General features: G+C 72.5%; 20 protein-coding genes. 9 read left to right on the top strand and 11 right to left on the bottom strand.

Going from position 1 to position 19,862, the window contains the following annotated elements; all coding sequences use genetic code 11:
- Window positions 1-27: 27 nt before the first annotated feature.
- From ACIGO8_RS10230 to ACIGO8_RS10210, 5 genes are all read right to left on the bottom strand, one after another.
- Window positions 28-1,317: a DUF6986 family protein gene (locus tag ACIGO8_RS10230; RefSeq protein WP_399726904.1), complete on the bottom strand. Its 1,290-nt coding sequence runs from the start codon at window positions 1,315-1,317 to the stop codon at window positions 28-30.
- 152 nt (window positions 1,318-1,469) lie between these two features.
- Complete coding sequence (locus tag ACIGO8_RS10225) at window positions 1,470-2,432, bottom strand: electron transfer flavoprotein subunit alpha/FixB family protein (protein WP_399726900.1); 963 nt, start codon at window positions 2,430-2,432, stop codon at window positions 1,470-1,472.
- A gap of 56 nt (window positions 2,433-2,488) precedes the next feature.
- Entirely contained in the window at window positions 2,489-3,274 is a 786-nt protein-coding gene (locus ACIGO8_RS10220; RefSeq protein ID WP_399726897.1) for an electron transfer flavoprotein subunit beta/FixA family protein, read from the bottom strand.
- A 199-nt stretch (window positions 3,275-3,473) separates the two neighbouring features.
- On the bottom strand, window positions 3,474-4,043 hold the full coding sequence (locus ACIGO8_RS10215) for a flavin reductase family protein (protein WP_399726894.1): 570 nt from the start codon (window positions 4,041-4,043) through the stop codon (window positions 3,474-3,476).
- A gap of 197 nt (window positions 4,044-4,240) precedes the next feature.
- Window positions 4,241-4,552 carry a TlpA family protein disulfide reductase gene (locus ACIGO8_RS10210; protein WP_399726891.1) on the bottom strand — a complete coding sequence of 104 codons (312 nt, stop codon included), beginning with the start codon at window positions 4,550-4,552 and terminating at the stop codon, window positions 4,241-4,243.
- 327 nt (window positions 4,553-4,879) lie between these two features.
- On the opposite strand from ACIGO8_RS10210, the gene ACIGO8_RS10205 reads away from it, so the two are divergent.
- Entirely contained in the window at window positions 4,880-5,623 is a 744-nt protein-coding gene (locus ACIGO8_RS10205; protein ID WP_399726888.1) for a lysophospholipid acyltransferase family protein, read from the top strand.
- Window positions 5,624-5,652: 29 nt separating this feature from the next.
- On the opposite strand, the gene ACIGO8_RS10200 is transcribed toward ACIGO8_RS10205, so the two are convergent.
- The 4 genes from ACIGO8_RS10200 to ACIGO8_RS10185 all read right to left on the bottom strand — a co-directional run bounded on the left by ACIGO8_RS10200 (window position 5,653) and on the right by ACIGO8_RS10185 (window position 9,881).
- Window positions 5,653-6,345: a B3/4 domain-containing protein gene (locus ACIGO8_RS10200; RefSeq protein WP_399726885.1), complete on the bottom strand. Its 693-nt coding sequence runs from the start codon at window positions 6,343-6,345 to the stop codon at window positions 5,653-5,655.
- Between the two features lie 235 nt (window positions 6,346-6,580).
- The gene (locus ACIGO8_RS10195; protein ID WP_399728481.1) at window positions 6,581-7,660 is read right to left on the bottom strand and encodes a threonine aldolase family protein; all 1,080 of its coding nucleotides are present in this window, start codon (window positions 7,658-7,660) and stop codon (window positions 6,581-6,583) included.
- A complete protein-coding gene (locus tag ACIGO8_RS10190; RefSeq protein WP_399726881.1) occupies window positions 7,657-8,415 on the bottom strand; it encodes an SDR family NAD(P)-dependent oxidoreductase in 759 nt (252 codons plus the stop codon). The genes ACIGO8_RS10195 and ACIGO8_RS10190 overlap by 4 nt, the downstream gene beginning before the upstream one ends.
- Before the next feature lie 59 nt (window positions 8,416-8,474).
- The gene (locus ACIGO8_RS10185; protein WP_399726878.1) at window positions 8,475-9,881 is read right to left on the bottom strand and encodes a DUF6421 family protein; all 1,407 of its coding nucleotides are present in this window, start codon (window positions 9,879-9,881) and stop codon (window positions 8,475-8,477) included.
- A gap of 257 nt (window positions 9,882-10,138) precedes the next feature.
- On the opposite strand from ACIGO8_RS10185, the gene ACIGO8_RS10180 reads away from it, so the two are divergent.
- Window positions 10,139-10,822: a glycerophosphodiester phosphodiesterase gene (locus ACIGO8_RS10180; RefSeq protein WP_399726875.1), complete on the top strand. Its 684-nt coding sequence runs from the start codon at window positions 10,139-10,141 to the stop codon at window positions 10,820-10,822.
- Between the two features lie 151 nt (window positions 10,823-10,973).
- Here ACIGO8_RS10180 and ACIGO8_RS10175 read toward each other — a convergent pair whose 3' ends face one another.
- On the bottom strand, window positions 10,974-11,525 hold the full coding sequence (locus tag ACIGO8_RS10175; protein ID WP_399726872.1) for a GNAT family N-acetyltransferase: 552 nt from the start codon (window positions 11,523-11,525) through the stop codon (window positions 10,974-10,976).
- Window positions 11,526-11,696: 171 nt separating this feature from the next.
- Between ACIGO8_RS10175 and ACIGO8_RS10170 the strand changes: the two genes are divergently transcribed.
- From ACIGO8_RS10170 to ACIGO8_RS10155, 4 genes are all read left to right on the top strand, one after another.
- A complete protein-coding gene (locus ACIGO8_RS10170; protein ID WP_399726869.1) occupies window positions 11,697-12,359 on the top strand; it encodes a DUF5134 domain-containing protein in 663 nt (220 codons plus the stop codon).
- 90 nt (window positions 12,360-12,449) lie between these two features.
- Window positions 12,450-13,388: a M56 family metallopeptidase gene (locus tag ACIGO8_RS10165; RefSeq protein ID WP_399726866.1), complete on the top strand. Its 939-nt coding sequence runs from the start codon at window positions 12,450-12,452 to the stop codon at window positions 13,386-13,388.
- A gap of 154 nt (window positions 13,389-13,542) precedes the next feature.
- Window positions 13,543-14,217: a phosphatase PAP2 family protein gene (locus ACIGO8_RS10160; protein WP_399726863.1), complete on the top strand. Its 675-nt coding sequence runs from the start codon at window positions 13,543-13,545 to the stop codon at window positions 14,215-14,217.
- Between the two features lie 129 nt (window positions 14,218-14,346).
- Window positions 14,347-14,973 carry a TetR/AcrR family transcriptional regulator gene (locus ACIGO8_RS10155; RefSeq protein WP_399726860.1) on the top strand — a complete coding sequence of 209 codons (627 nt, stop codon included), beginning with the start codon at window positions 14,347-14,349 and terminating at the stop codon, window positions 14,971-14,973.
- 10 nt (window positions 14,974-14,983) lie between these two features.
- Here ACIGO8_RS10155 and ACIGO8_RS10150 read toward each other — a convergent pair whose 3' ends face one another.
- A complete protein-coding gene (locus ACIGO8_RS10150) occupies window positions 14,984-16,510 on the bottom strand; it encodes an LVIVD repeat-containing protein (protein WP_399726857.1) in 1,527 nt (508 codons plus the stop codon).
- 203 nt (window positions 16,511-16,713) lie between these two features.
- Between ACIGO8_RS10150 and ACIGO8_RS10145 the strand changes: the two genes are divergently transcribed.
- The 3 genes from ACIGO8_RS10145 (at window position 16,714) to ACIGO8_RS10135 (ending at window position 19,723) form a co-directional block, all read left to right on the top strand.
- Entirely contained in the window at window positions 16,714-17,412 is a 699-nt protein-coding gene (locus tag ACIGO8_RS10145; protein WP_399726854.1) for a DUF305 domain-containing protein, read from the top strand.
- Between the two features lie 144 nt (window positions 17,413-17,556).
- Window positions 17,557-18,912 carry an FAD-dependent oxidoreductase gene (locus ACIGO8_RS10140; protein WP_399726852.1) on the top strand — a complete coding sequence of 452 codons (1,356 nt, stop codon included), beginning with the start codon at window positions 17,557-17,559 and terminating at the stop codon, window positions 18,910-18,912.
- A gap of 208 nt (window positions 18,913-19,120) precedes the next feature.
- Window positions 19,121-19,723: an ankyrin repeat domain-containing protein gene (locus ACIGO8_RS10135; RefSeq protein WP_399726849.1), complete on the top strand. Its 603-nt coding sequence runs from the start codon at window positions 19,121-19,123 to the stop codon at window positions 19,721-19,723.
- Window positions 19,724-19,862: the final 139 nt, after the last annotated feature.

Below are 19,862 nucleotides of genomic sequence, written 5' to 3'. Positions count from 1 at the left end.
GGGCTGGTGTTCCGCCGCGGCGTCGGCCTACTGGGCGGTCGCCGTGAGGTCGCCGCGGCGCGGGGCGGCGAAGCGGTCGAGGTCGGCCCGGGTCAGGCCGGTGAGGGCGTCGACCTCGGCGGTGTCGAGGGCGCCGCAGTCGATGCCGCGCAGCAGGTAGGAGCTGAGGGCCTTGGCGGTGGCGGGCTCGTCCATGACGTCGCCGCCGGCGTGGTTGGCGTAGGCGGAGAGGCGCTTGGCGGCGGCCTGGAAGCCTTCGCGGTAGAAGGCGAAGACGGCGGCGTAGCGGGTGGGGATGTGGCCGGGGTGCATGTCCCAGCCCTGGTAGTAGGCGCGGGCCAGGGCGCGGCGGGTGAGGCCGTAGTGGAGCTTCCAGGCCTCGTGGACGTGAGCGGTGGGGCCGACGGGCAGGACGTTGGTGGAGCCGTCGGAGACGCGTACGCCGGTGCCGGCGGCGGCGACCTGCATGATCGCCTTGGCGTGGTCGGCGGCCGGGTGGTCGCTGGCCTGGTAGGCGGCGGAGACGCCGAGGCAGGCGCTGTAGTCGAAGGTGCCGTAGTGCAGGCCGGTGGCGCGGCCCTCGGCGGCGTCGATCATGCGGGCGACGGTGGCGGTGCCGTCGGCGGCGAGGATGGCCTGGCTGGTCTCGATCTGGATCTCGAAGCCGAGGCGGCCGGCGTCGAGGCCGTGCGCCTTCTCGAAGGCTTCGAGGAGGCGGACGAAGGCGGTGACCTGCTCGGGGTAGGTGACCTTGGGGAGGGTGAGGACGAGGCCGTCGGGCAGGCCGCCGTTCTCCATGAGGCCGGTGAGGAAGACGTCGGTGGTGCGGATGCCGCGGTCGCGTACGGCGGCCTCCATGCACTTCATCCGGATGCCCATGTACGGGGCGGCGCTGAGGTCCGCGTAGGCCTCGGTGATGATGCGGGCGGCGCGGGCGGCGTCGTGGTCCTCGTCGGTCCCCGCGTAGCCGTCCTCGAAGTCGACCCGCAGGTCCTCGATGGGCTCGCGCTCCAGCTTGGCGCGGACGCGGCCGTAGACGTCCTCGGCGAGGTCGTCGGCGAGGCCGAGGACGGCGGCGAAGGTGGCGGCGTCGGGGGCGTGCTCGTCGAGGGCGGCGAGGGCCTGGTCGCCCCAGGAGCGGATGGTGCCGGCGTCGAAGACGTTGCCGGGGACGTAGACGGTGTGGACGGGCTGACGGGTGCCGGGGTCTCCCGGGTAACGACGGTCCAGCTCGGCGTCGACGCTGGCGAGGGAGGCGCTGATGTCCTCGCTGACCGCGCCGGCGAGGCTCGTCGACACCTTCTCCTGCTGACCCATCCCACATCCTCCTGTTTTCCGCTGCACGGAATCAACAATCCGTATAGCGAAGTTAGTAGTCCGCCTCCACTGGCGTCAATGGGTGTCCGAAACGGGCGGGGGCCGCGCGGTGAAGATCACCGCGCGGCCCCCGGACCACGGAAAACCGCAGATCAGCCCTTGCGGGTCTTGATCTCGTCGGTCAGCTGCGGGACGACGTCGAACAGATCGCCGACGATGCCGTAGTCGACCAGGTCGAAGATCGGGGCCTCGGCGTCCTTGTTGATGGCCACGATGGTCTTCGAGGTCTGCATACCCGCGCGGTGCTGGATCGCACCGGAGATGCCGGAGGCGATGTACAGCTGCGGCGAGACCGACTTGCCGGTCTGGCCGACCTGGTTGGAGTGCGGGTACCAGCCGGCGTCGACGGCGGCGCGGGAGGCGCCGACGGCGGCACCGAGGGAGTCGGCGAGCGCCTCGATGATCGCGAAGTTCTCGGCGCCGTTCACGCCGCGGCCGCCGGAGACCACGATCGCGGCCTCGGTCAGCTCCGGGCGGCCGGTCGACTCGCGCGGGGTGCGGGCGGTCACCTTGGTGCCGGTGGCCAGCGCACCGAAGGAGACCGAGAGGGCCTCGACGGCGCCGGCGGCCGGGGCGGCCTCGACGGGAGCCGAGTTCGGCTTGACCGTGATGACCGGAGTGCCCTTGGAGACACGGGACTTGGTGGTGTACGAGGCGGCGAACGCGGACTGCGTCGCGACCGGGCCCTCGTCACCGGCCTCCAGGTCCACGGCGTCGGTGATGATGCCGGAGCCGATGCGGACGGCGAGGCGGGCGGCGATCTCCTTGCCCTCGGCGGAGGACGGGACGAGCACGGCGGCCGGGGAGACGGCCTCGTACGCGGCCTGGAGGGCGTCGACCTTCGGGACGACCAGGTAGTCGGCGAACTCCGGGGCGTCGGCGGTCAGGACGCGGGCGGCGCCGTGCTCGCCGAGGACGGCGGCGGTGTCGGCGGCGCCCTTGCCGAGCGCGACGGCGACCGGCTCGCCGATGCGGCGGGCGAGCGTCAGCAGCTCCAGGGTGGGCTTGCGGACGGCTCCGTCGACGTGGTCGACGTAGACGAGAATCTCAGCCATGGGACTTCAATCTCCTGCGGAAGAAACGGGGGCGGGTCTGGTGGCTCGCGCGAGCCCTAGATGAACTTCTGGCTCGCGAGGAACTCGGCCAGCTGCTTGCCGCCCTCGCCCTCGTCCGTGACGATCGTGCCCGCGGTGCGCGCCGGACGCTCGGCGGCCGAGTCGACCTTCGTCCAGGCGCCCTCCAGGCCGACCTCCTCGGCCTCGATGTCGAGGTCGGAGAGGTCCAGGGACTCCACCGGCTTCTTCTTGGCGGCCATGATGCCCTTGAAGGACGGGTAGCGGGCCTCGCCCGACTGGTCCGTCACCGAGACGACGGCCGGAAGCGAGGCCTCCAGCTGCTCCGAGGCGGAGTCGCCGTCGCGGCGGCCCTTCACGAGGCCGTCCTCGATCTTGACCTCGGAGAGCAGGGTGACCTGCGGGACGCCCAGGCGCTCGGCCAGGATCGCCGGGAGGACACCCATGGTGCCGTCGGTGGAGGCCATACCGGCGATGACGACGTCGTAGCCGGTCTTCTCGATGGCCTTGGCGAGCACCAGCGAGGTGCCCATGACGTCGGTGCCGTGCAGGTCGTCGTCCTCGACGTGGACGGCCTTGTGGGCGCCCATGGACAGCGCCTTGCGCAGGGCGTCCTTGGCGTCCTCGGGGCCGACCGTGAGCACGGTGACCTCGGCGTCGTCCGCCTCCTCCGCGATCTGCAGGGCCTGCTCGACCGCGTACTCGTCGAGCTCCGAAAGGAGGCCGTCGACGTCGTCGCGGTCGACCGTCAGGTCGTCGGCGAACTTCCGGTCGCCCGTGGCGTCCGGCACGTACTTCACACAGACAACGATCCTCAAGCTCACGCCGGCTCTCCTACTGCATCGTCATAACTGGGCTGCCTTGTTGCTCGCAGCATAGGCGCCTGAAGGGCGGGTTTCCGATCGGGGCACCACACGCCCCGACCGAAATATTACTCGTCAGTACACCCAGTTCGTTACCGGTGAGCAAGCGCTCAGCCGTGTGACCTTGCCAACGCCCTGGAGAGAGGGCTTACGGGAACTCTCAGTCGCGCAGCGCGTTGAAGCGCCCCTGGTGGTACAGGAGCGGACGGCCGACGCCGTCGGGGTCGCCGGCGACGACCTCGGCGATGACGATCCGGTGGTCGCCGGCGGGCACCCGGGCGACCACCCGGCACACCAGCCAGGCGAGCACGCCGTCGAGGACCGGGACGCCCTCCGGGCCGCGGCTCCAGCGGGTGGGCGCGGCGAAGCGGTCGGCGCCGCTGCGGGCGAAGGTGGCGGCCAGCTCCTGCTGGTGCTCGCCGAGTATGTGCACGCCGATGTGCTCGGCCTCGGCCACCACGGGCCAGCTGGAGGATCCGGTGCCCACGCCGAAGGAGATGAGCGGGGGTTCGGCGGCGACGGAGTTGAGCGAGGTGGCGGTGAAGCCGACCGGCCGCTCGCCGTGGGCGGTGATCACCGCGACTCCGGCGGCGTGCTGCCGGAAGACGGAGCGGAGCAGGTCGGGCGAGGCCGGCCGGGAGGTGGTGGCGGTGGCCGTGGCGGCGCGGGAGGGTGCCGGGTGGGAGGAGGGAATCGTCGGGAGCGTGCGGAGCTCGGGCGAGACCGTCATGGAATTGTCCTTCTGCGAGGGCGGCGTGAGGTCTGTCGCGGGTTCGTCAGGCACCCGGACAGCGCGCGCTCGCGTTGCGGGCCAGGTCCACGTGGGCCCGGCCGTAGAGAAGGAGTTCTGAGGGCACGACGCCAGCCTGACGATCGTTGGCGCGTGCAGTCAAGTGCGTACCGGGATGTGGGAGATGTGTCACCGCGTCAGACCGCCCGTCCCAGCGCCGCGATGACATCGGCTCGGCGGGGCTGTCCGGCGGCCCTGCGGACGATCCGGCCGGCCGCGTCGAGGACCAGCACGGTGGGCGTACGGACGATGCCGAGCTCGCGTACGAGATCGAGGCGCTCCTCGGCGTCGATCTCGACGTGGCCGACGCCCTCGACCATGGCCGCCACCTCGGCCAGCGTCCTGCGGGTGGCCCGGCAGGGCTGGCAGAAGGCGGTGGAGAACTGGACCAGGGTCGCCCGCTCCCCCAGCTCGGCGCCCAGCGCCGCCGCGCCCAGGACCTCCGTCATGCCTGCGTCTCTCCTTCGTCCGTGGCCTCCGCGCCGGCGTGGCGCGCGTGCCGCCGCGCCGGCGTGCGGTCGTGCCGTCGTGGCGCCCGGGCCACCGTGGCCTCGTGCCGTCTTGCCGTCTTGCCGTCGTGCCTGGTGCAGCGTCGCACGGGGCCGATCGATTCCCGCCACGACCACCGGGAGTGACGAGAATCTCCCCCTACGAAGCCGTCAGGACTGGTCACGCGCTCCCACATGGGGCACGATCGGCCCAAAGCCGAAAACCTACGGCCGCGTAACTTCGCCGGGAGAACCCTCCCCAGGCACACAGGAAGGGGTTCGTCCCAGATGGCAGAACTTGTCTATCGGCCGGTCATCGGCGCCGCTCTCACGATGTTCAAGGCGCTCGACCTGAAGATCGACACTCAGGGGTCCCACCACATCCCCCGCCAGGGCGGTGCGGTGCTCGTGAGCAACCACATCAGCTATCTGGACTTCATCTTCAACGGCCTGGCCGCCCTGCCGCAGAAGCGCCTGGTGCGCTTCATGGCGAAGGAGTCGGTGTTCCGGCACAAGGTGTCGGGTCCGCTGATGCGCGCGATGAAGCACATCCCGGTGGACCGGGCGCAGGGCGAGCACGCCTACGAGCACGCGCTCAAGGCGCTGCGGTCGGGCGAGATCGTCGGCGTCTTCCCCGAGGCGACGATCTCCGAGTCCTTCACGCTCAAGAGCTTCAAGTCGGGAGCGGCCCGGCTCGCGCAGGAGGCCGGCGTGCCGCTGATCCCGATGGCGCTGTGGGGCACGCAGCGACTGTGGACCAAGGGCCGGCCGCGTAACTTCAAGCGCAGCCACATCCCGATCACGATCCGGGTGGGCGAGCCGATGGCGGCGCCGGCCGACCAGTACGCGGGCGCGATCACCCGGCGGCTGCGCGAGCGGGTGCAGGAGCTCCTGGAGGCGGCGCAGCGCGCCTATCCCGTACGCCCCAAGGACGCGAGCGACACCTGGTGGGTGCCGGCGCACCTCGGGGGCACGGCGCCGACGCCGGAGGAGCTCAAGGCCGCCGCGGCCGAGCGGAAGACCGAGAAGTAGCACGTCCGCTCAGGGCATGAACCAGGGCGTCACTCCGGGTCGCGGACGGTGATCAGCGCTCCGGGGCTCACCGTGCGCAGCGCCTCGGCGAGCTCCTCGCCGGCCGCGGTCAGCTCGGCCCGGCTCATCGGCGCCAGCGACTCGAGCAGGAAGAGCGCGTCGGTGGTGTCGTCGTCGATGCGGGTGCGCGGGCCCTGGCGCCAGTTCCAGCGGCGGCAGGTGACGCCCGCCTCGTCGCACCAGATCACCTCGCCGGGCTCCGGGTGCTCCACGGTCTCCTCGCCGCCGGCGACGGTGACGAACTCCTCGCGGCCGTCGGCCCGGACGAGGCGCATCGCGCCCTGGATCTTGCCGAGGTCCTCGCCGCCCACCGGGATCAGGTGGGCCACGCTGACCGCGTTGTAGGCGTCGACGAGCCGGTTGATCCGGGGCAGTCCGCCGTCGGCGAGGGCGCGGCGGGCGAGCGCCTCGGCGGAGTTGCGGGTCCGGGAGGGCTTGGCGCCGAAGGCGGCGTACGCGGCGCGCCAGGCGGCGACGTGCGGGTCCTGGTCCGGCGTCCGGCCGTCGAGGCGCTCGGCGAGTCGCCGTGCGGCGTCGTCGAGGAGCGCCGAACTGCTCGCGTCGCTGGGTCCGTTGACGAGTCCGCGGGCTTCGACGGCGAGGTGGGTGAAGCCGGGCACGAGGGTGCGCACCTCGTCGGAGACGGTGAGCGTCAGGGTCATGGTCCGCCGTTCGGAGTTGCGTGGGAGGAATCCGCCCCAGGTGGGGCCGGTCGACGGCCGCCTGGAGAGCGTTCAGGACGACCGGCTGCGGTTCACCCTAGAGTACTGGATAGTCCACCTCATTGGACTCCGCCCGACAGTCAGGCCAAGCACCCCGAAGCACAGGAATGCGGCCGGACGGAAGTCGATGACTTCCGTCCGGCCGCATGATCACGCAGCTTCGGTGAGAGCGGCGCTAGCGCGCCATCTCCTCCTTCAGTGCCTGGAGGAAGGAGTCCACGTCGTCCTCCGTGGTGTCGAAGGAGCACATCCAGCGCACGTCGCCGGCCGCCTCGTCCCAGAAGTAGAAGCGGAAGCGTTCCTGCAGGCGTCGGCTGACCTCCTGCGGAAGCCGCGCGAAGACCGCGTTCGCCTGCACCGGGTAGAGGATCTCCACCCCGTCCACGCCGCGCACGCCCGCCGCGAGGCGCTGCGCCATGCCGTTGGCGTGCCGTGCGTTGCGCAGCCACAGGTCCTTGGCGAGCAGCGCCTCCAGCTGCACCGACACGAAGCGCATCTTGGAGGCGAGCTGCATGGACAGCTTGCGCAGGTGCTTCATGTGGCGGACCGCGTCCGGGTTGAGGACGACCACCGCCTCGCCGAAGAGCATCCCGTTCTTCGTGCCGCCGTACGAGATGACGTCGACGCCCACCGCGTTGGTGAACGCCCGCATCGGCACGTCGAGCGAGGCGGCCGCGTTGGCTATCCGGGCGCCGTCGAGGTGGACCTTCATGCCCTTGGAGTGGGCGTGGTCCACGATGGCGCGGATCTCCTCGACCGTGTAGACGGTGCCCAGCTCGGTGTTCTGGGTGATCGAGACGACCTGGGGCATCGCCCGGTGCTCGTCCTCCCAGCCCCAGGCCTGCCGGTCGATCAGCTCGGGCGTGAGCTTGCCGTCCGGCGTGGGCACGGTGAGCAGCTTGAGGCCGCCCATCCGCTCGGGCGCGCCGCCCTCGTCCACGTTGATGTGCGCGGTCTCGGCGCAGATCACCGCGCCCCAGCGGTCCGTGAGCGCCTGGAGCGCGGTCACGTTCGCCCCGGTCCCGTTGAAGACCGGGAAGGCCTCGGCGGAGGAGCCGAAGTGGCCGTGCATGATCCGCTGCAGGTGATCGGTGTACTGGTCCTCGCCGTAGGCGACCTGGTGGCCGCCGTTGGCGAGGGCGATGGCCGCCAGAACCTCCGGGTGGGCGCCGGCGTAGTTGTCGCTGGCGAAGCCCCGTACCGACGGGTCGTGGTGACGACGGGCGTCGGTCCGGGAGCCCAGGGCCGCGGTCACGGCTTGGGGGTCAGCCACAGGCGCTGTCCATTCACTTCCTCGGCGGGCCGGTCCCACAGTCCGGCGATGGCGTCGGCCAGCTCCTTGACGTCGGTGAAGCCCGCGAACTTCGCATTGGGGCGCTCCGCGCGCATGGCGTCGTGCACCAGTGCCTTGATCACCAGGATCGCAGCAGCCGCCTGCGGGCCCTCGTCGCCCCCCGCCTTGCGGAAGGAGTCCGCGAGGGCGAGCGTCCACGCCTCGGCGGCGGCCTTGCCGGCGTTGTACGCGGCGTTGTTGGCCACCGGCTTGTGGGCGCCGACCTGGCTGATCAGCGCGTACCGGCCGCGGCCGGCGCTGCGCAGCAGCCCGTCGTGGAACGCCAGGGAGGTGTGCTGGACCGTGCGGATCAGGAGCTTCTCCAGGAAGGCCCAGTCCTTGAGGTCGCTCTCGACGAAGGAGGGCGCGCCGCGCCAGCCGCCGACGAGGTGGACCAGGCCGTCGATCCGGCCGAACTCCTTCTCGGTCTTGGCGGCCCAGTCCCGGGTGGCGTCCAGGTCGAGCAGGTCGACGGTGTCACCCGTGACCGTGGCGCCGCCGTGGGCGTACCGGGCGGCGTCGACCGCCTCGGCGAGCCGCGCCGGGTCCGCGTCGGAGGCGACGACCGTCGCGCCCGCCTCGGCCAGGCGCAGCAGGGTCGCCCGGCCGGCGGGGCCGGCCGCGCCCGCGACCGCGATGACGGCTCCGTCCAGGGCCCCGTTCCCGTTACCGCTCATGGTCTTCGCCTCCCGCTCGGTCGCCTCTGCCGCCCCGCCCGTCTCGCTCTGCCGATCGGTCACGCGGCGGCCCGCTCGGACCGCCCGGCGTTGGCGGGGGTGATGCCCTTGGTGGAGGCGATCACGCCCTTGAGCTTCTTGGCGAGGGCCTCATAGAACATGCTGAGCGGAAACTCGTCCGGAAGCACGTCGTCGACGAGCTTGCGCGGCGGCAGCGACAGGTCCAGGGCGTCGGGGCCCTTGGCCCAGGTGGAGCCGGGGTGCGGGGCGAGGTAGGTGGAGACCAGCTCGTACGCCTTGAACCAGTGGACGAGCTTGGGACGGTCGATGCCGTCGCGGTAGAGCTTCTCGATCTCGCCGCAGAGCTGGTTGGTGACCTCGGGGGCACGCTTCCAGTCGATCTTCAGCGTGTTGTCGGTCCAGCGCACCACGTCGTGCTTGTGGAGGTACGCGAAGAGCAGCTGGCCGCCGAGACCGTCGTAGTTGCGGGTGCGGTCGCCGGAGACCGGGAAGCGGAACATCCGGTCGAAGAGCACCGCGTACTGGACGTCACGGCCGTGCTCGTTGCCCTCGGCCTCCAGCTTCACGGCCTCCTTGAAGGCGGTGAGGTCGCAGCGCAGCTCCTCCAGGCCGTACATCCAGAACGGCTGGCGCTGCTTGATCATGAAGGGGTCGAACGGCAGGTCGCCGTGGCTGTGGGTGCGGTCGTGGACCATGTCCCACAGCACGAAGGCCTTTTCGCAGCGCTCCTGGTCGTCGACCATGGCGGCGATGTCCTCGGGCAGGTCGATGCCGAGGAGGTCGACGGCGGCCTCGGTGACCTTGCGGAAGCGCGCGGCCTCGCGGTCGCAGAAGATGCCGCCCCAGCTGAAGCGCTCGGGGGCCTCGCGGACGGCGATGGTCTCGGGGAAGAGGACGGCCGAGTGGGTGTCGTAGCCGGCCGTGAAGTCCTCGAAGGTGATGCCGCAGAACAGCGGGTTGTCGTAGCGGGTGGCCTCGAGCTCGGCGAGCCACTCCGGCCAGACCATGCGCAGCACGACCGCCTCGAAGTTGCGGTCCAGGTTGCCGTTCTGGGTGTACATCGGGAAGACGACGAGGTGCTGGAGGCCGTCCTCGCGCTTGGCCGCCGGCTGGAAGGCGAGCAGCGCGTCCAGGAAGTCGGGGACCTCGAAACCGCCCTCGGCCCACTTGCGCAGGTCGGCGACGAGCGCGCGGTGGTAGTCCGCGTCGTGCGGGAGCAGCGGGGAGAGCTGCTCGACCGCGGCGATCATGCGCTCGACGGTCCGCTCGGCGTCGGCGCGGTCCGGCGCGCCCTCGGCCTCGAAGTCGATGGAGCCGTCCGCGCTCTGCCAGGGGCGGAGCTCCTCCACGGCATTCTTGAGCTCGGGCCAGGCAGGGTGGTCGGTCACCGGGGCGTCGGCGGATATCCCCCCACCGGTCGCGTCCTGCACAAGAATTTCCGTCATGCCTCTTCCTCCACAGGAGAACCTTGCGTCCACACACCGTAACCAGGCCGGGGCGCCTCCCACAAGAGGATCAGGAGAAATTCTCCTGCGCGACCCCGGGTGTCGCCGCTGATTTTCCTGTCGAGTGGGGTTTAGAGCCGAGAAATGCGGGGTTCCGCGTGGCCGCTTCCCGTTTCGTCCCCAGCGATTAGGCTGCGCCCCGAGCCGCACCGGGCCCGGCGGAGCCGGTGCCGGACATCGACGGAAGCGAGAAGATCTTGAGTTTCCTCACCATCGGTCATCGCGGAGTCATGGGTGTCGCGCCCGAGAACACCCTGCGCTCGTTCGTCCGCGCCGAGCAGGCCGGCATGGACGCCATCGAACTCGACCTGCACCTGAGCAAGGACGGCGCCCTCGTCGTCATGCACGACGCCGACGTCGACCGCACCACCGACGGCACCGGACCGATCTCCGGGAAGACCCTCGCGGAACTGAAGGAGCTCGACGCGGGCGACGGGGAGCGGGTGCCCGTCTTCGAGGAGGTCCTGGACGCGGTCAGGGCCCCGATCCAGGCCGAGATCAAGGACGTCGCCGCGGCCCGGGCCCTCGCGGCGGTGATCGACCGGCGCGACCTGACCGCGCGGGTGGAGGTGCTGTCCTTCCACGACGAGGCCCTGGCGGAGATCCGCGCCCTGGTCCCCGGTCTGCGCACCGCGCTGGTCGCCGACCGGGAGCAGTCCGACGTGGTGGCCCGCGCACTCGCGGTGGGCGCCGGGGCGGTCGTCCTCAACATCCGGCACCTCACGCTGGCCACCGTGGAGCGGGCGCACGCGGCCGGGCTGCGGGTCGTCGGCTGGGTGGTGAACACCCAGGACGACCTGCGCCTGGCGCGGGCCCTCGGGCTCGACGGGGCGACCACGGACCGGCCGGAGATCCGGCGCACGGGCCGCTTCACCGCGTGAGCGCCTGCCGGCCCGGGAAGGTCGGCAGGGCCGGGCGGGTCGGCAGGGCCGGGCGGGTCGGCTGGGCCGGGCGGGTCGGCAGGGCCGGGCGGGTCGGCAGGGCCGGGCGGGTCGGCAGGGCCGGGCGGGTCGGCTGGACCGGCAGGGCCTGCTAGCCGAGTTCCTTGACCAGGAGCTCGAACTGCAGGTCGTCGCGCTGCGGCAGGCCGAAGCGCTCGTCGCCGTACGGGAAGGGAGACATCCGGCCCGTACGGCGGTAGCCGCGGCGCTCGTACCAGGCGATCAGCTCCTCGCGCACCGAGATCACCGTCATGTGCATCTCGCGCACGTCCCACAGCTCGCGCACCCGGCGCTCGGCCTCGGCGATGATCTGCCGGCCGAGGCCCGCGCCCTGGAGGTCGGGACGGACCGCGAACATGCCGAAGTAGGCGGCCTCGCCACGGTGTTCCAGCTGGCAGCAGGCGACGATCGCGCCGTCCCGCTCCACCACCAGGAGCCGGCTGCCCGGCGTCGTGATGACCGCCGCGACGCCCTCCGGGTCCGTCCGCTGTCCCTGGAGGATGTCCGCCTCGGTGGTCCAGCCCGCGCGGCTGGAGTCGCCGCGATAGGCCGACTCGACGAGCGGAACGAGCGCCGCGACGTCGTCCAGGACGGCGTCGCGGTAGGTGATCCGGCCGGTCTGCTCGGTCGCGGCGGTCTCCATGATGTACGGGGCTCCCCTCGGGCGCGGACGATCGGTGGACGCGATCGACCCGAGCCTAACGCGCGCTCCCCCGCACTCCCCTCGTACACCTGTGCGCTCCTGCGCGCGGGCGTGGCCGTCGGCGCCCCCGGGCAGGCACTCACCGGTGACGCGAGGAGGGGGGTGTGCGGCGTGCACGGACCGGCTCTGTCCGGGTGGTTGCTGGTGGTGCTGGGCGCGGCGAGCGGCGCGTACTGCCTGCTGCGGATGCGTGCCGGCGCCGGGGAGGAGCGCGGGGCGGCCGGCAGCGAGGCCGTGATGGGTTTCGGGATGGCGGCGATGGCGCTGCCCGCGGCGGTGCTCACGCCGCCGGAGTGGGCCTGGGCGCTGTACGCGGGAGTGTTCGGCGTCGCGGCCCTGCACGGGCTCGTCGCGGCGCTGCGGCACGGCGGTCACCATGTGCACCATGTGGTCGGTTCGCTCGCCATGGTCTACATGGCCCTGGCCATGTCCGCCGCTCCGGCGGCGCACGGAGCGCACGGCGCCGGTCACGGCGCGGTGGCCGACGGCGGGGGCATACCCGTGCTGACGGGCGCGCTGCTCGCGTATTACGGGGTGTACGTGCTGCGTTCGGGCGCGCGTCTGGTGCCGGTGGCGGCTCCGGTGGGCGTGGGCGCGGCAGGTGCGGGCGCGGGAGGCGTGGGCGCGGCAGGCGTGGGCGCGGCAGGTGCGGGTCCGGGCGCGGGCGCCGGGAGCGGACGCGCGGGCGTTTCGGCGCTGGCCGGGCCGGAGTTGACGCTGGTGTGCCGGCTGTCGATGGCGCTGGCGACGCTGGCGATGCTCCTCACGCTCTGAGGCGCCGCGCGGCGAGACCAAACCGTGGCGTACGTCACTTGATCCGCGAGGCCATACCCCGGGCTGGTACCCCGCTCATAGGGTGGCGTCATGTTGGTCTCCCTCGCGCTGCTCGCGCTCGGCGTCCTGACCGCCGTCGTGGCCCCGCGGCTTCTGTCGCGGGCCGACTGGGCGGAACGGGAACCCGTGGTGGCGTTGTGGGTGTGGCAGTGCGTCGTGGCGGCGGTGCTGCTGAGCTTCGCGCTGTCGATGACGTTCAGTGCGGCGGCGGCCTGGCAGGCGGTGCGCGGCCAGGTCTTCGCGCCCGCCCCGCGCGCGGTGATCGAGGCGTACGAGCTGGGCACCAGCAGCCCGTGGTCGGCGGTGCTCGCCGTGCTGCTCGCGGCCGGCGGGCTGTGGACCGGGGCGATGCTGGGCCGGGAGATCGGCCGCGCCCGGGCCCGCCGCAAGCGGCGCCGCTGCGAACTCCTGGTGCGGGCGCCGCTGTTGCCCGGCGAGGAGCCGACCGGGAGCGAACGTCTGGTCGTCCTGGAGGGCGAGCGCGCGGACGCCTGGTGGCTGCCCGGCGGGACGCCGCGGCTGGTCATCACCACGGCCGCGCTGCGCCGCCTCAAGGGCCGGCAGCTGGACGCGGTGCTCGCGCACGAGCAGGGACACGCCCGGGCGCGGCACGACTGGCTGCTGCACTGCGCCGCGGCGCTCGCGGGCGGATTCCCGGGCGTGCCGGTCTTCGCGGCGTTCCGCGAGGAGATGCACCGGCTGGTGGAGCTGGCGGCGGACGACGTGGCCTCGCGCCGTTTCGGGCGGCTGACGATCGCGCTGGCCCTGGTGGAACTCAACGAGGACCGGGGCGTGTTCGGTCCGGGCCCGGCCCAGGACGCCGGCCTGCCGCAGCGGGTCAACCGGCTGCTCGCCGCGACGCCCCGGCTCACCGCGGGCCGCCGCCTGCGCCTGACGGCCGCGGCGGCCCTGGTCCCGGTGATCCCGGTCCTGGTGGCCTTCGTGCCGGCCCTGCGGGTGCTCGGCTAGGCGGCGCCCTTCCGGACCGGGCCACGGGTGTGACAGGAGTCCGGCGGGAGCCGGGTGAGGGCCCGGCGGGTGCTCGGCCAGGCGGCGTCCTGGAGCGGCGCACGGGGGGGGCCGGTGACACGGCGGAGGGCGGGCGTCGGGCAGGATCAAGGCCATGCGCATCTCCGCCGTGGTGACCGGAGTCCTGGCCGTGCTGCTGCTCGTCCTGGTGGCCGTGGGATGGTCGCCGCTGCTCGGGTTCGACCAGGACGTGGCCGAGGCGCTGCACCGCAGCGCGATCTCCGAACCGGGGTTCACCCGGCTGAACCGGATCCTCACCGACTGGGTCTGGGACCCGGCGACCCTGCGCGCCCTCGCCGTCGTCGCGGTCGTCGCCCTGTGGTGGCGGCGCGAGCGGCTGCTCGCCCTGTGGGTCGCGGCGACGGTGCTGACCGCCTGGGGCGTCCAGCAGCTCCTGAAGGCCCTGGTGGGCCGCGAGCGGCCGCACTGGCCCGATCCGGTGGACTCGGCGCCGTACGCCTCGTTCCCGTCCGGCCACGCCATGACGGCGACGGTCGTCTGCGGACTGCTGCTGTGGGTCCTCGCACTCCACTGGCGGGAGGGATGGCGCGGCTGGGGCGCGCTCGCCGGGCTGGCCCTGGTGTCGGTGGCCGGCGTCGGCTGGACCCGGGTCTACCTCGGCGTCCACTGGACCTCGGACGTGCTGGGCGGCTGGCTGCTCGGCTGGTGCTGCGTGGCCGTGGCCGTCCTCACCTACCGGCGTGCGTCGGTCCGTACCACCACACCCGACAGAAAGGACACCGGGGGCAGAATGGGAGAAACGGAGTGAAGCCGCCTGTTCTGGACGATCCCCCGCGTCGCCCAGAACAGACGGCATGTCCCGCCTCCGGCCGCGTGGGCAGGACGACAGGACGCGCTGAGTATATTGGCTCGGAGCCAGTCAACGCAGGAGTCCAGGATGTCCCCGCGTAGCGCACAGGTCAATGAAGAGCTTCGACGGCGCTCCCGCGAGCGGATCCTGGCGGCCACCGTGGAGCTGGTCTCCGAGCGCGGTTACGAGGCCACGACGCTGGGAGACATCGCCGAGCGGGCCGGTTCGGCGCGCGGCCTGATCTCGTACTACTTCCCCGGCAAGCGCCAGCTGCTGCAGTCCGCGGTGCACCGGCTGATGCACCTCACGCTGGAGGAGGCGCTGGAGCGCGAGCCGCGCACCGAGGACGGCCGCGAGCGGCTCGCCCGGGCCATCGACGCGATCCTGGGCCTCGCCGAGGAGCGGCCGGTGCTCATGCGGACGCACATGGCGGGCATCCTCCAGGCCGAGGGCTTCGTGCGGTGCCCCGAGCAGCAGCGGCTCGCGGCGCTGCTGCGCGACACCGTCAGCCGTTACGGCGCCGCCGACGTCGACGCGGAGTATCCGCTGCTGCGGGCGCTGCTGATGGGAGCGGTCTTCGCGGTGCTGCTCCCCGGTGCGCCGATGCCGATGTCCCGGCTGCGCGCCGAGCTGTTCCAGCGGTACGGACTCGACTGGGAGCAGGGCGCGCCGCCGGACGGAGGTCCGCCCGACGGCGCGCCGTTGACGCGCTGACCTTCGCGGTCTAGTCGACGTCGTCGAAGTCGCGGAAGTAGTCCGGCTGGGTCTGGACGTTGAGCTCGTCCATCCGGATCCGCTCCGCCTTGTCGGTGCGCTTGTCGCTGAGCTTCAGCACGTCGAAGCCCTTGACGAGGTCGTTCGAGTAGATGTGGCCGTTGTAGTAGTAGGCGGACCAGGAGCCGCCGCCGACGAGGGTGGTCGAGGAGATCGGACCGCGCTCGAAGAAGGCGATCTCCTTCGGCCGGCGGGAGTCGGTGAAGTCCCACACGGAGACGCCGCCCTGGTACCAGGCCTGGACCATGATGTCCTTGCCCTTGACCGGGATCAGCGAGCCGTTGTGGGCGACGCAGTTCTCGGTGTCGGCCTGGTGGCGCGGGATCTTGAAGTAGCTGCGGAAGACCAGCTTGCGCCGGTCGCCCTTGCCGACGATGTCGTAGATGCCGTCCGCGCCGCGGTTCGGGCCGACGGCCTCGTTGCAGGTGGCCGCGCCGCCGCCGCCGAGCTCGTCGGTGAAGACGACCTTGTCGGCCTTCTGGTTGAAGGTCGCGGAGTGCCAGAAGGCGAAGTTGACGTTGTCCTGGACCCGGTCGATGACCTTGGGGTGCTCCGGGTCCTTGATGTCGAAGAGGATGCCGTCGCCCATGCAGGCGCCGGCCGCGAGGTCCTCGCCGGGCAGCACGGTGAGGTCGTGGCAGCCGGTGGTCTTGGAGACGCCCGGGTTGGTCGGGGCGCCCGGGTTGCCGCCGCCGTCCGGGCCCTCACCGGGGAAGAGGACCGGGAAGCCGACGACCCTGGCCTGCTCGGGCGCCTTGCGCGGCACCTTGATGACGGAGATGCCGTCGTGCGGCGGCTGGCAGTCCGGGAAGGCGGCGTTGGGCGAGTACGAGGAGACGTAGACGTACACGTCCTTGCGCTGGGGCACCAGGGTGTGGGTGTGGGAACCGCAGTTGGTCTCGACGGCGGCGACGTACTTCGGGTTGGCGACGTCGCTGATGTCGAAGACCTTGATGCCCTCCCAGGACTCCTTCACGGAGGCCGGCTGCGGCACGCTCGCACAGGAGTTGTCGCTGCGGGAGGAGTCGGTGGAGAGGAAGAGCAGGTTGCCGGAGACCGAGACGTCGTTCTGGGACCCGGGGCACAGCACCTGGGTGACGGTCTTCGGGGACTTCGGATCGCTGATGTCGAAGATCCGGAAGCCGTCGTAGTTGCCGGCGAACGCGTACCGGCCCTGGAACGCCAGGTCGGAGTTGGTGCCCTTGAGCGCGTCCTTGGGGATGTTGACGAGGTGTTCGATGTTGGGGCTGTGGACGATCTCGTCCACGCCGGGTATCTCACCGCTCGCGATGGCGGCGCGGGCGCCGGCCGCCTCCTCGGCGGTGACGGGCGTCGACACCGGCGCGTCGCCCGGGTCGGGTGTGGCGGCCGCGGGTCCGGCGGCGAGCAGGCCGACCAGCAGACCGGCGGCGGCGGTCGCCACACCCAGGCCTCTGGTCCGTGCACGCGGGGTACTCGTGGTACGCAACGAAGTCACTCCGTCCTCTCTGGAATCCGTTCGCAGGGGAACGACGGGTGGACCTCGGCAGTATCTTCCTTAGCGTGCACATCTCAACAGATGGCAACAGAGAAGTAATGAAGAAACCGCGAACCACTGCCGTTGCCCGCGTGACCGAAGTCGACGAAGTTGACGGAGTCGTTGGAGTCGCTGGAGTCGTTGGGCTCGTCGACGCTGCCGAAGTGGCCCAGGAGGTCGGGTTGTCGAACCGCCGTTCTCGCGCCGGTGTCCGTGGAGGTGTCGCCCTCGCGCTCGCGGCCCTCGCCGTACTCGCCCTGAGCGCCTGTGAGTCGGGGCCGGACCCGGCGTCCGGTACGGACAAGTCGGCCCCGAAGGCGGCCGGTTCGGGCGGACCGGGCATCGTGGCGCCCGGAAGGCCCGGCGAGGCGGCGAAGCGGGTCTCGCCGGAGGAGGCCGCACGCCTGATGCCCGACGAGCGGCCCAACGGCGCCGACTTCGCCTACGTCCAGATGATGATCGAGCACCATCAGCAGGCGCTCACCATGACCGCGCTGGCACCGGAGCGGGTCCGGTCCGCGCAGGTGCGGAAGGTCGCGGAGCGGATCGCGGCGGCGCAGGGCCCGGAGATCGGCGCGATGGAGGGCTGGCTGAAGAACAACGGCGGCCCGCGCCCGCAGTCCGGGCACGACCACCACACGATGCCGGGCATGGCGACGGAGGCGCAGCTCGCCGAGCTGCGGGCGGCGAAGGGCGAGGCCTTCGACCGGCTCTTCCTGAAGCTGATGATCACCCACCACCAGGGCGCGGTGGAGATGGCGGCGGACGTGCTGAGCCAGGGCAACAACGTGCTGGTGGAGGAGATGGCGAACGACGTGATCGCGCAGCAGACGGCGGAGATCAACCGGATGCGGGGGCTGTAGCGGGGCGGGGCCGGGGCCGTACGCGGCGGGCCGGAGGGCCGGGGCCGTACGGGCGGCGGGCGGACGGGGTTACCTGTTCGGCCCCTCCCGCGCGGCGGCCCGGGGTGCCATGCTGGGAAGTCTCCCGGCGGAAGGGGTACGTCCGTGCTGCGTGTCGCCGTCGTCGGCGCCGGCCCGAGTGGGGTCTACACCGCCCAGGCCCTTGTCGGGCAGACGGCCGTGCCCGGGGTGCGCGTCGACGTCCTGGACCGGCTGCCCTGTCCGTACGGACTCGTGCGGTACGGGGTCGCGCCCGACCACGAGAAGATCAAGTCCCTGCAGGGCAGCCTGCGCACGGTCCTGGAGGACGAGCGGATCGCCTTCCTCGGTGACGTCGAGGTCGGCGCGCGCGGGCTGACCCCGGCCCGGCTCCTGGAGCTCTACCACGCGGTCGTGTACTGCGTCGGAGCCGCCCGCGACCGGCGGCTCGGCGTGCCCGGCGAGGACCTCGTGGGCAGTTTCTCGGCGACGGAGTTCGTGTCCTGGTACAGCGCCCACCCGGACGCGCGGCCCGACGGCTTCGACCTCGGCCGGTCGGGCGCCGCCGTGGTCGTGGGGGCCGGGAACGTCGCCGTGGACGTCACCCGGCTTCTGGTGCGGCGGCCGGAGGAGCTGCGGCCGACCGACATTCCGCAGGGTGCGCTGGCGGCGCTGGCCGGGAGCGGGGTGCGCGAGGTGCACATGGTCGCCCGGCGCGGCCCGGCGCAGGCGAAGTTCACCACCAAGGAGCTGCGCGAGCTCGGCACGCTGCCGGACACCCGGGCCCTGGTCGACCGGGCCGAGCTCGCCCTCGATCCCGCCTACGACGACCCGTCCGGCCTCCCGGCCGCCGCCCGGCGGAACCTGGACGTCCTGCGCGGCTGGCCCGCCGGTGCCGCGGACGGTGCCCGCGCGGTCCGGATGCGGTTCTTCCTGCGGCCCGTGGAGATCCTCGGCGAGGACGGCCGGGTCGCGGCGGTCCGCTTCGAGCGCACGGAGCCCGACGGTGCGGGTGGCGTACGGGGCACCGGGCGGTACGAGGAGATCCCGGCGGGTCTGGTGCTGCGGGCGGTCGGTTACCAGGGCGTGCCGCTGCCCGGGCTGCCGTTCGACGCCGCGCGGGGCACGGTCCCGCACGCGGCGGGCCGGGTGCTGCGGGACGGCGTGCCGTCGCCGGGCGAGTACGTGGCCGGCTGGATCAAGCGCGGGCCCACGGGCGTGATCGGCAGCAACCGGCCCTGCGCCAAGGAGACCGTCGCCTCGCTGCTCGCGGACGCTCCCGCCCTCGCCCGCCGCGCCGTCGCGCCCCACCCGGTCGCCGCGCTGCGCGCGCTCGGCCACGAGCCGGTCTCCTGGCGGGGCTGGCTGGCCATCGAACGGGCCGAGACGGCCCTCGGCGCCGGTCTGGGACGCGGACCGGTGAAGATCCCCGACTGGACGGGGCTGCGCGGCGCGGCGCACTCGGGTCAGCCGATCGGCTGACCCGCGGCTCACCCGGTCGGCCCCGCACGACGATCCGCCGGAAGGACCCGGCGGGGCCGCGCACGGCTCCAGGATGGACGACGACGCTGCCGCGGCCTTGCGCACCTGCGGGGTCCGGCCGGCCGGCGGCCCGGCCTCCGGCCGGACCGGGGCCGGGTCGCGACCGGCTCGCCGCCGGTCACCACGCCCACCTCCGGAGGAGTTCCCCATGACCACGCCCGCCGACCTCCGTCTGCTCGCCGCCGCCCGCCAGGGCGACGTCGCGGGTGTGCGCGCCGCGCTCGCCGAAGGGGCCCGGGTCGAGGCACGGGACGCGGAGCTGCGGTCGCCGTTGCTGCTCGCGTCGCTCGGGGATCATGTGGCCGCGGCGCGGGCACTGGTCGAGGCCGGGGCGGACGTGAACGCGCGGGACGCGCGGCACGACAGTCCGTGGCTCGTGACGGGCGTGACCGGGAGCGTCGCGATGATGCGGGTGCTGCTCGCGGCGGACCCGGCGCCGGACCTGACGCTGCGGAACCGTTTCGGCGGGATCAGTCTCATCCCGGCGTCGGAGCGCGGTCACGTGGCCTACGTCCAGGCGCTGCTCCGGGAGACGGCGGTCGATGTCGACCACGTCAACGACCTGGGCTGGACCGCCCTGTTGGAGGCGGTGATCCTCGGCGACGGCGGGCGCGCGCACCAGAAGGTGGTGGCGCTGCTGCTCGCGGCCGGCGCGGACCGGGAGCTGGCCGACGGCCAGGGCACCACGGCCCTGGAGCATGCCGAGCGGCGCGGCTTCGCCGAGATCGCGGCGCTGCTGCGGGAGGCCTAGGTCGTGTCCGGAAAGTAGCGTCGTCTGCCCGAAGGGCAGGGCCTGCGGCGTCCGGTGCGTGCGATCGCAAGGCGGAGGAGGGAGACAATGGCGGAGCCATGGCGACCGACGACAACGCGGCATGGGGGCACCTCCCGTG

It is taken from the genome of Streptomyces sp. NPDC053493 (assembly GCF_044544825.1).
Classification (GTDB): Bacteria; Actinomycetota; Actinomycetes; order Streptomycetales; family Streptomycetaceae; genus Streptomyces.
The sequence above is the reverse complement of the archived record's forward strand: the minus strand, read 5'-3'. Positions and strand labels throughout refer to the sequence as shown.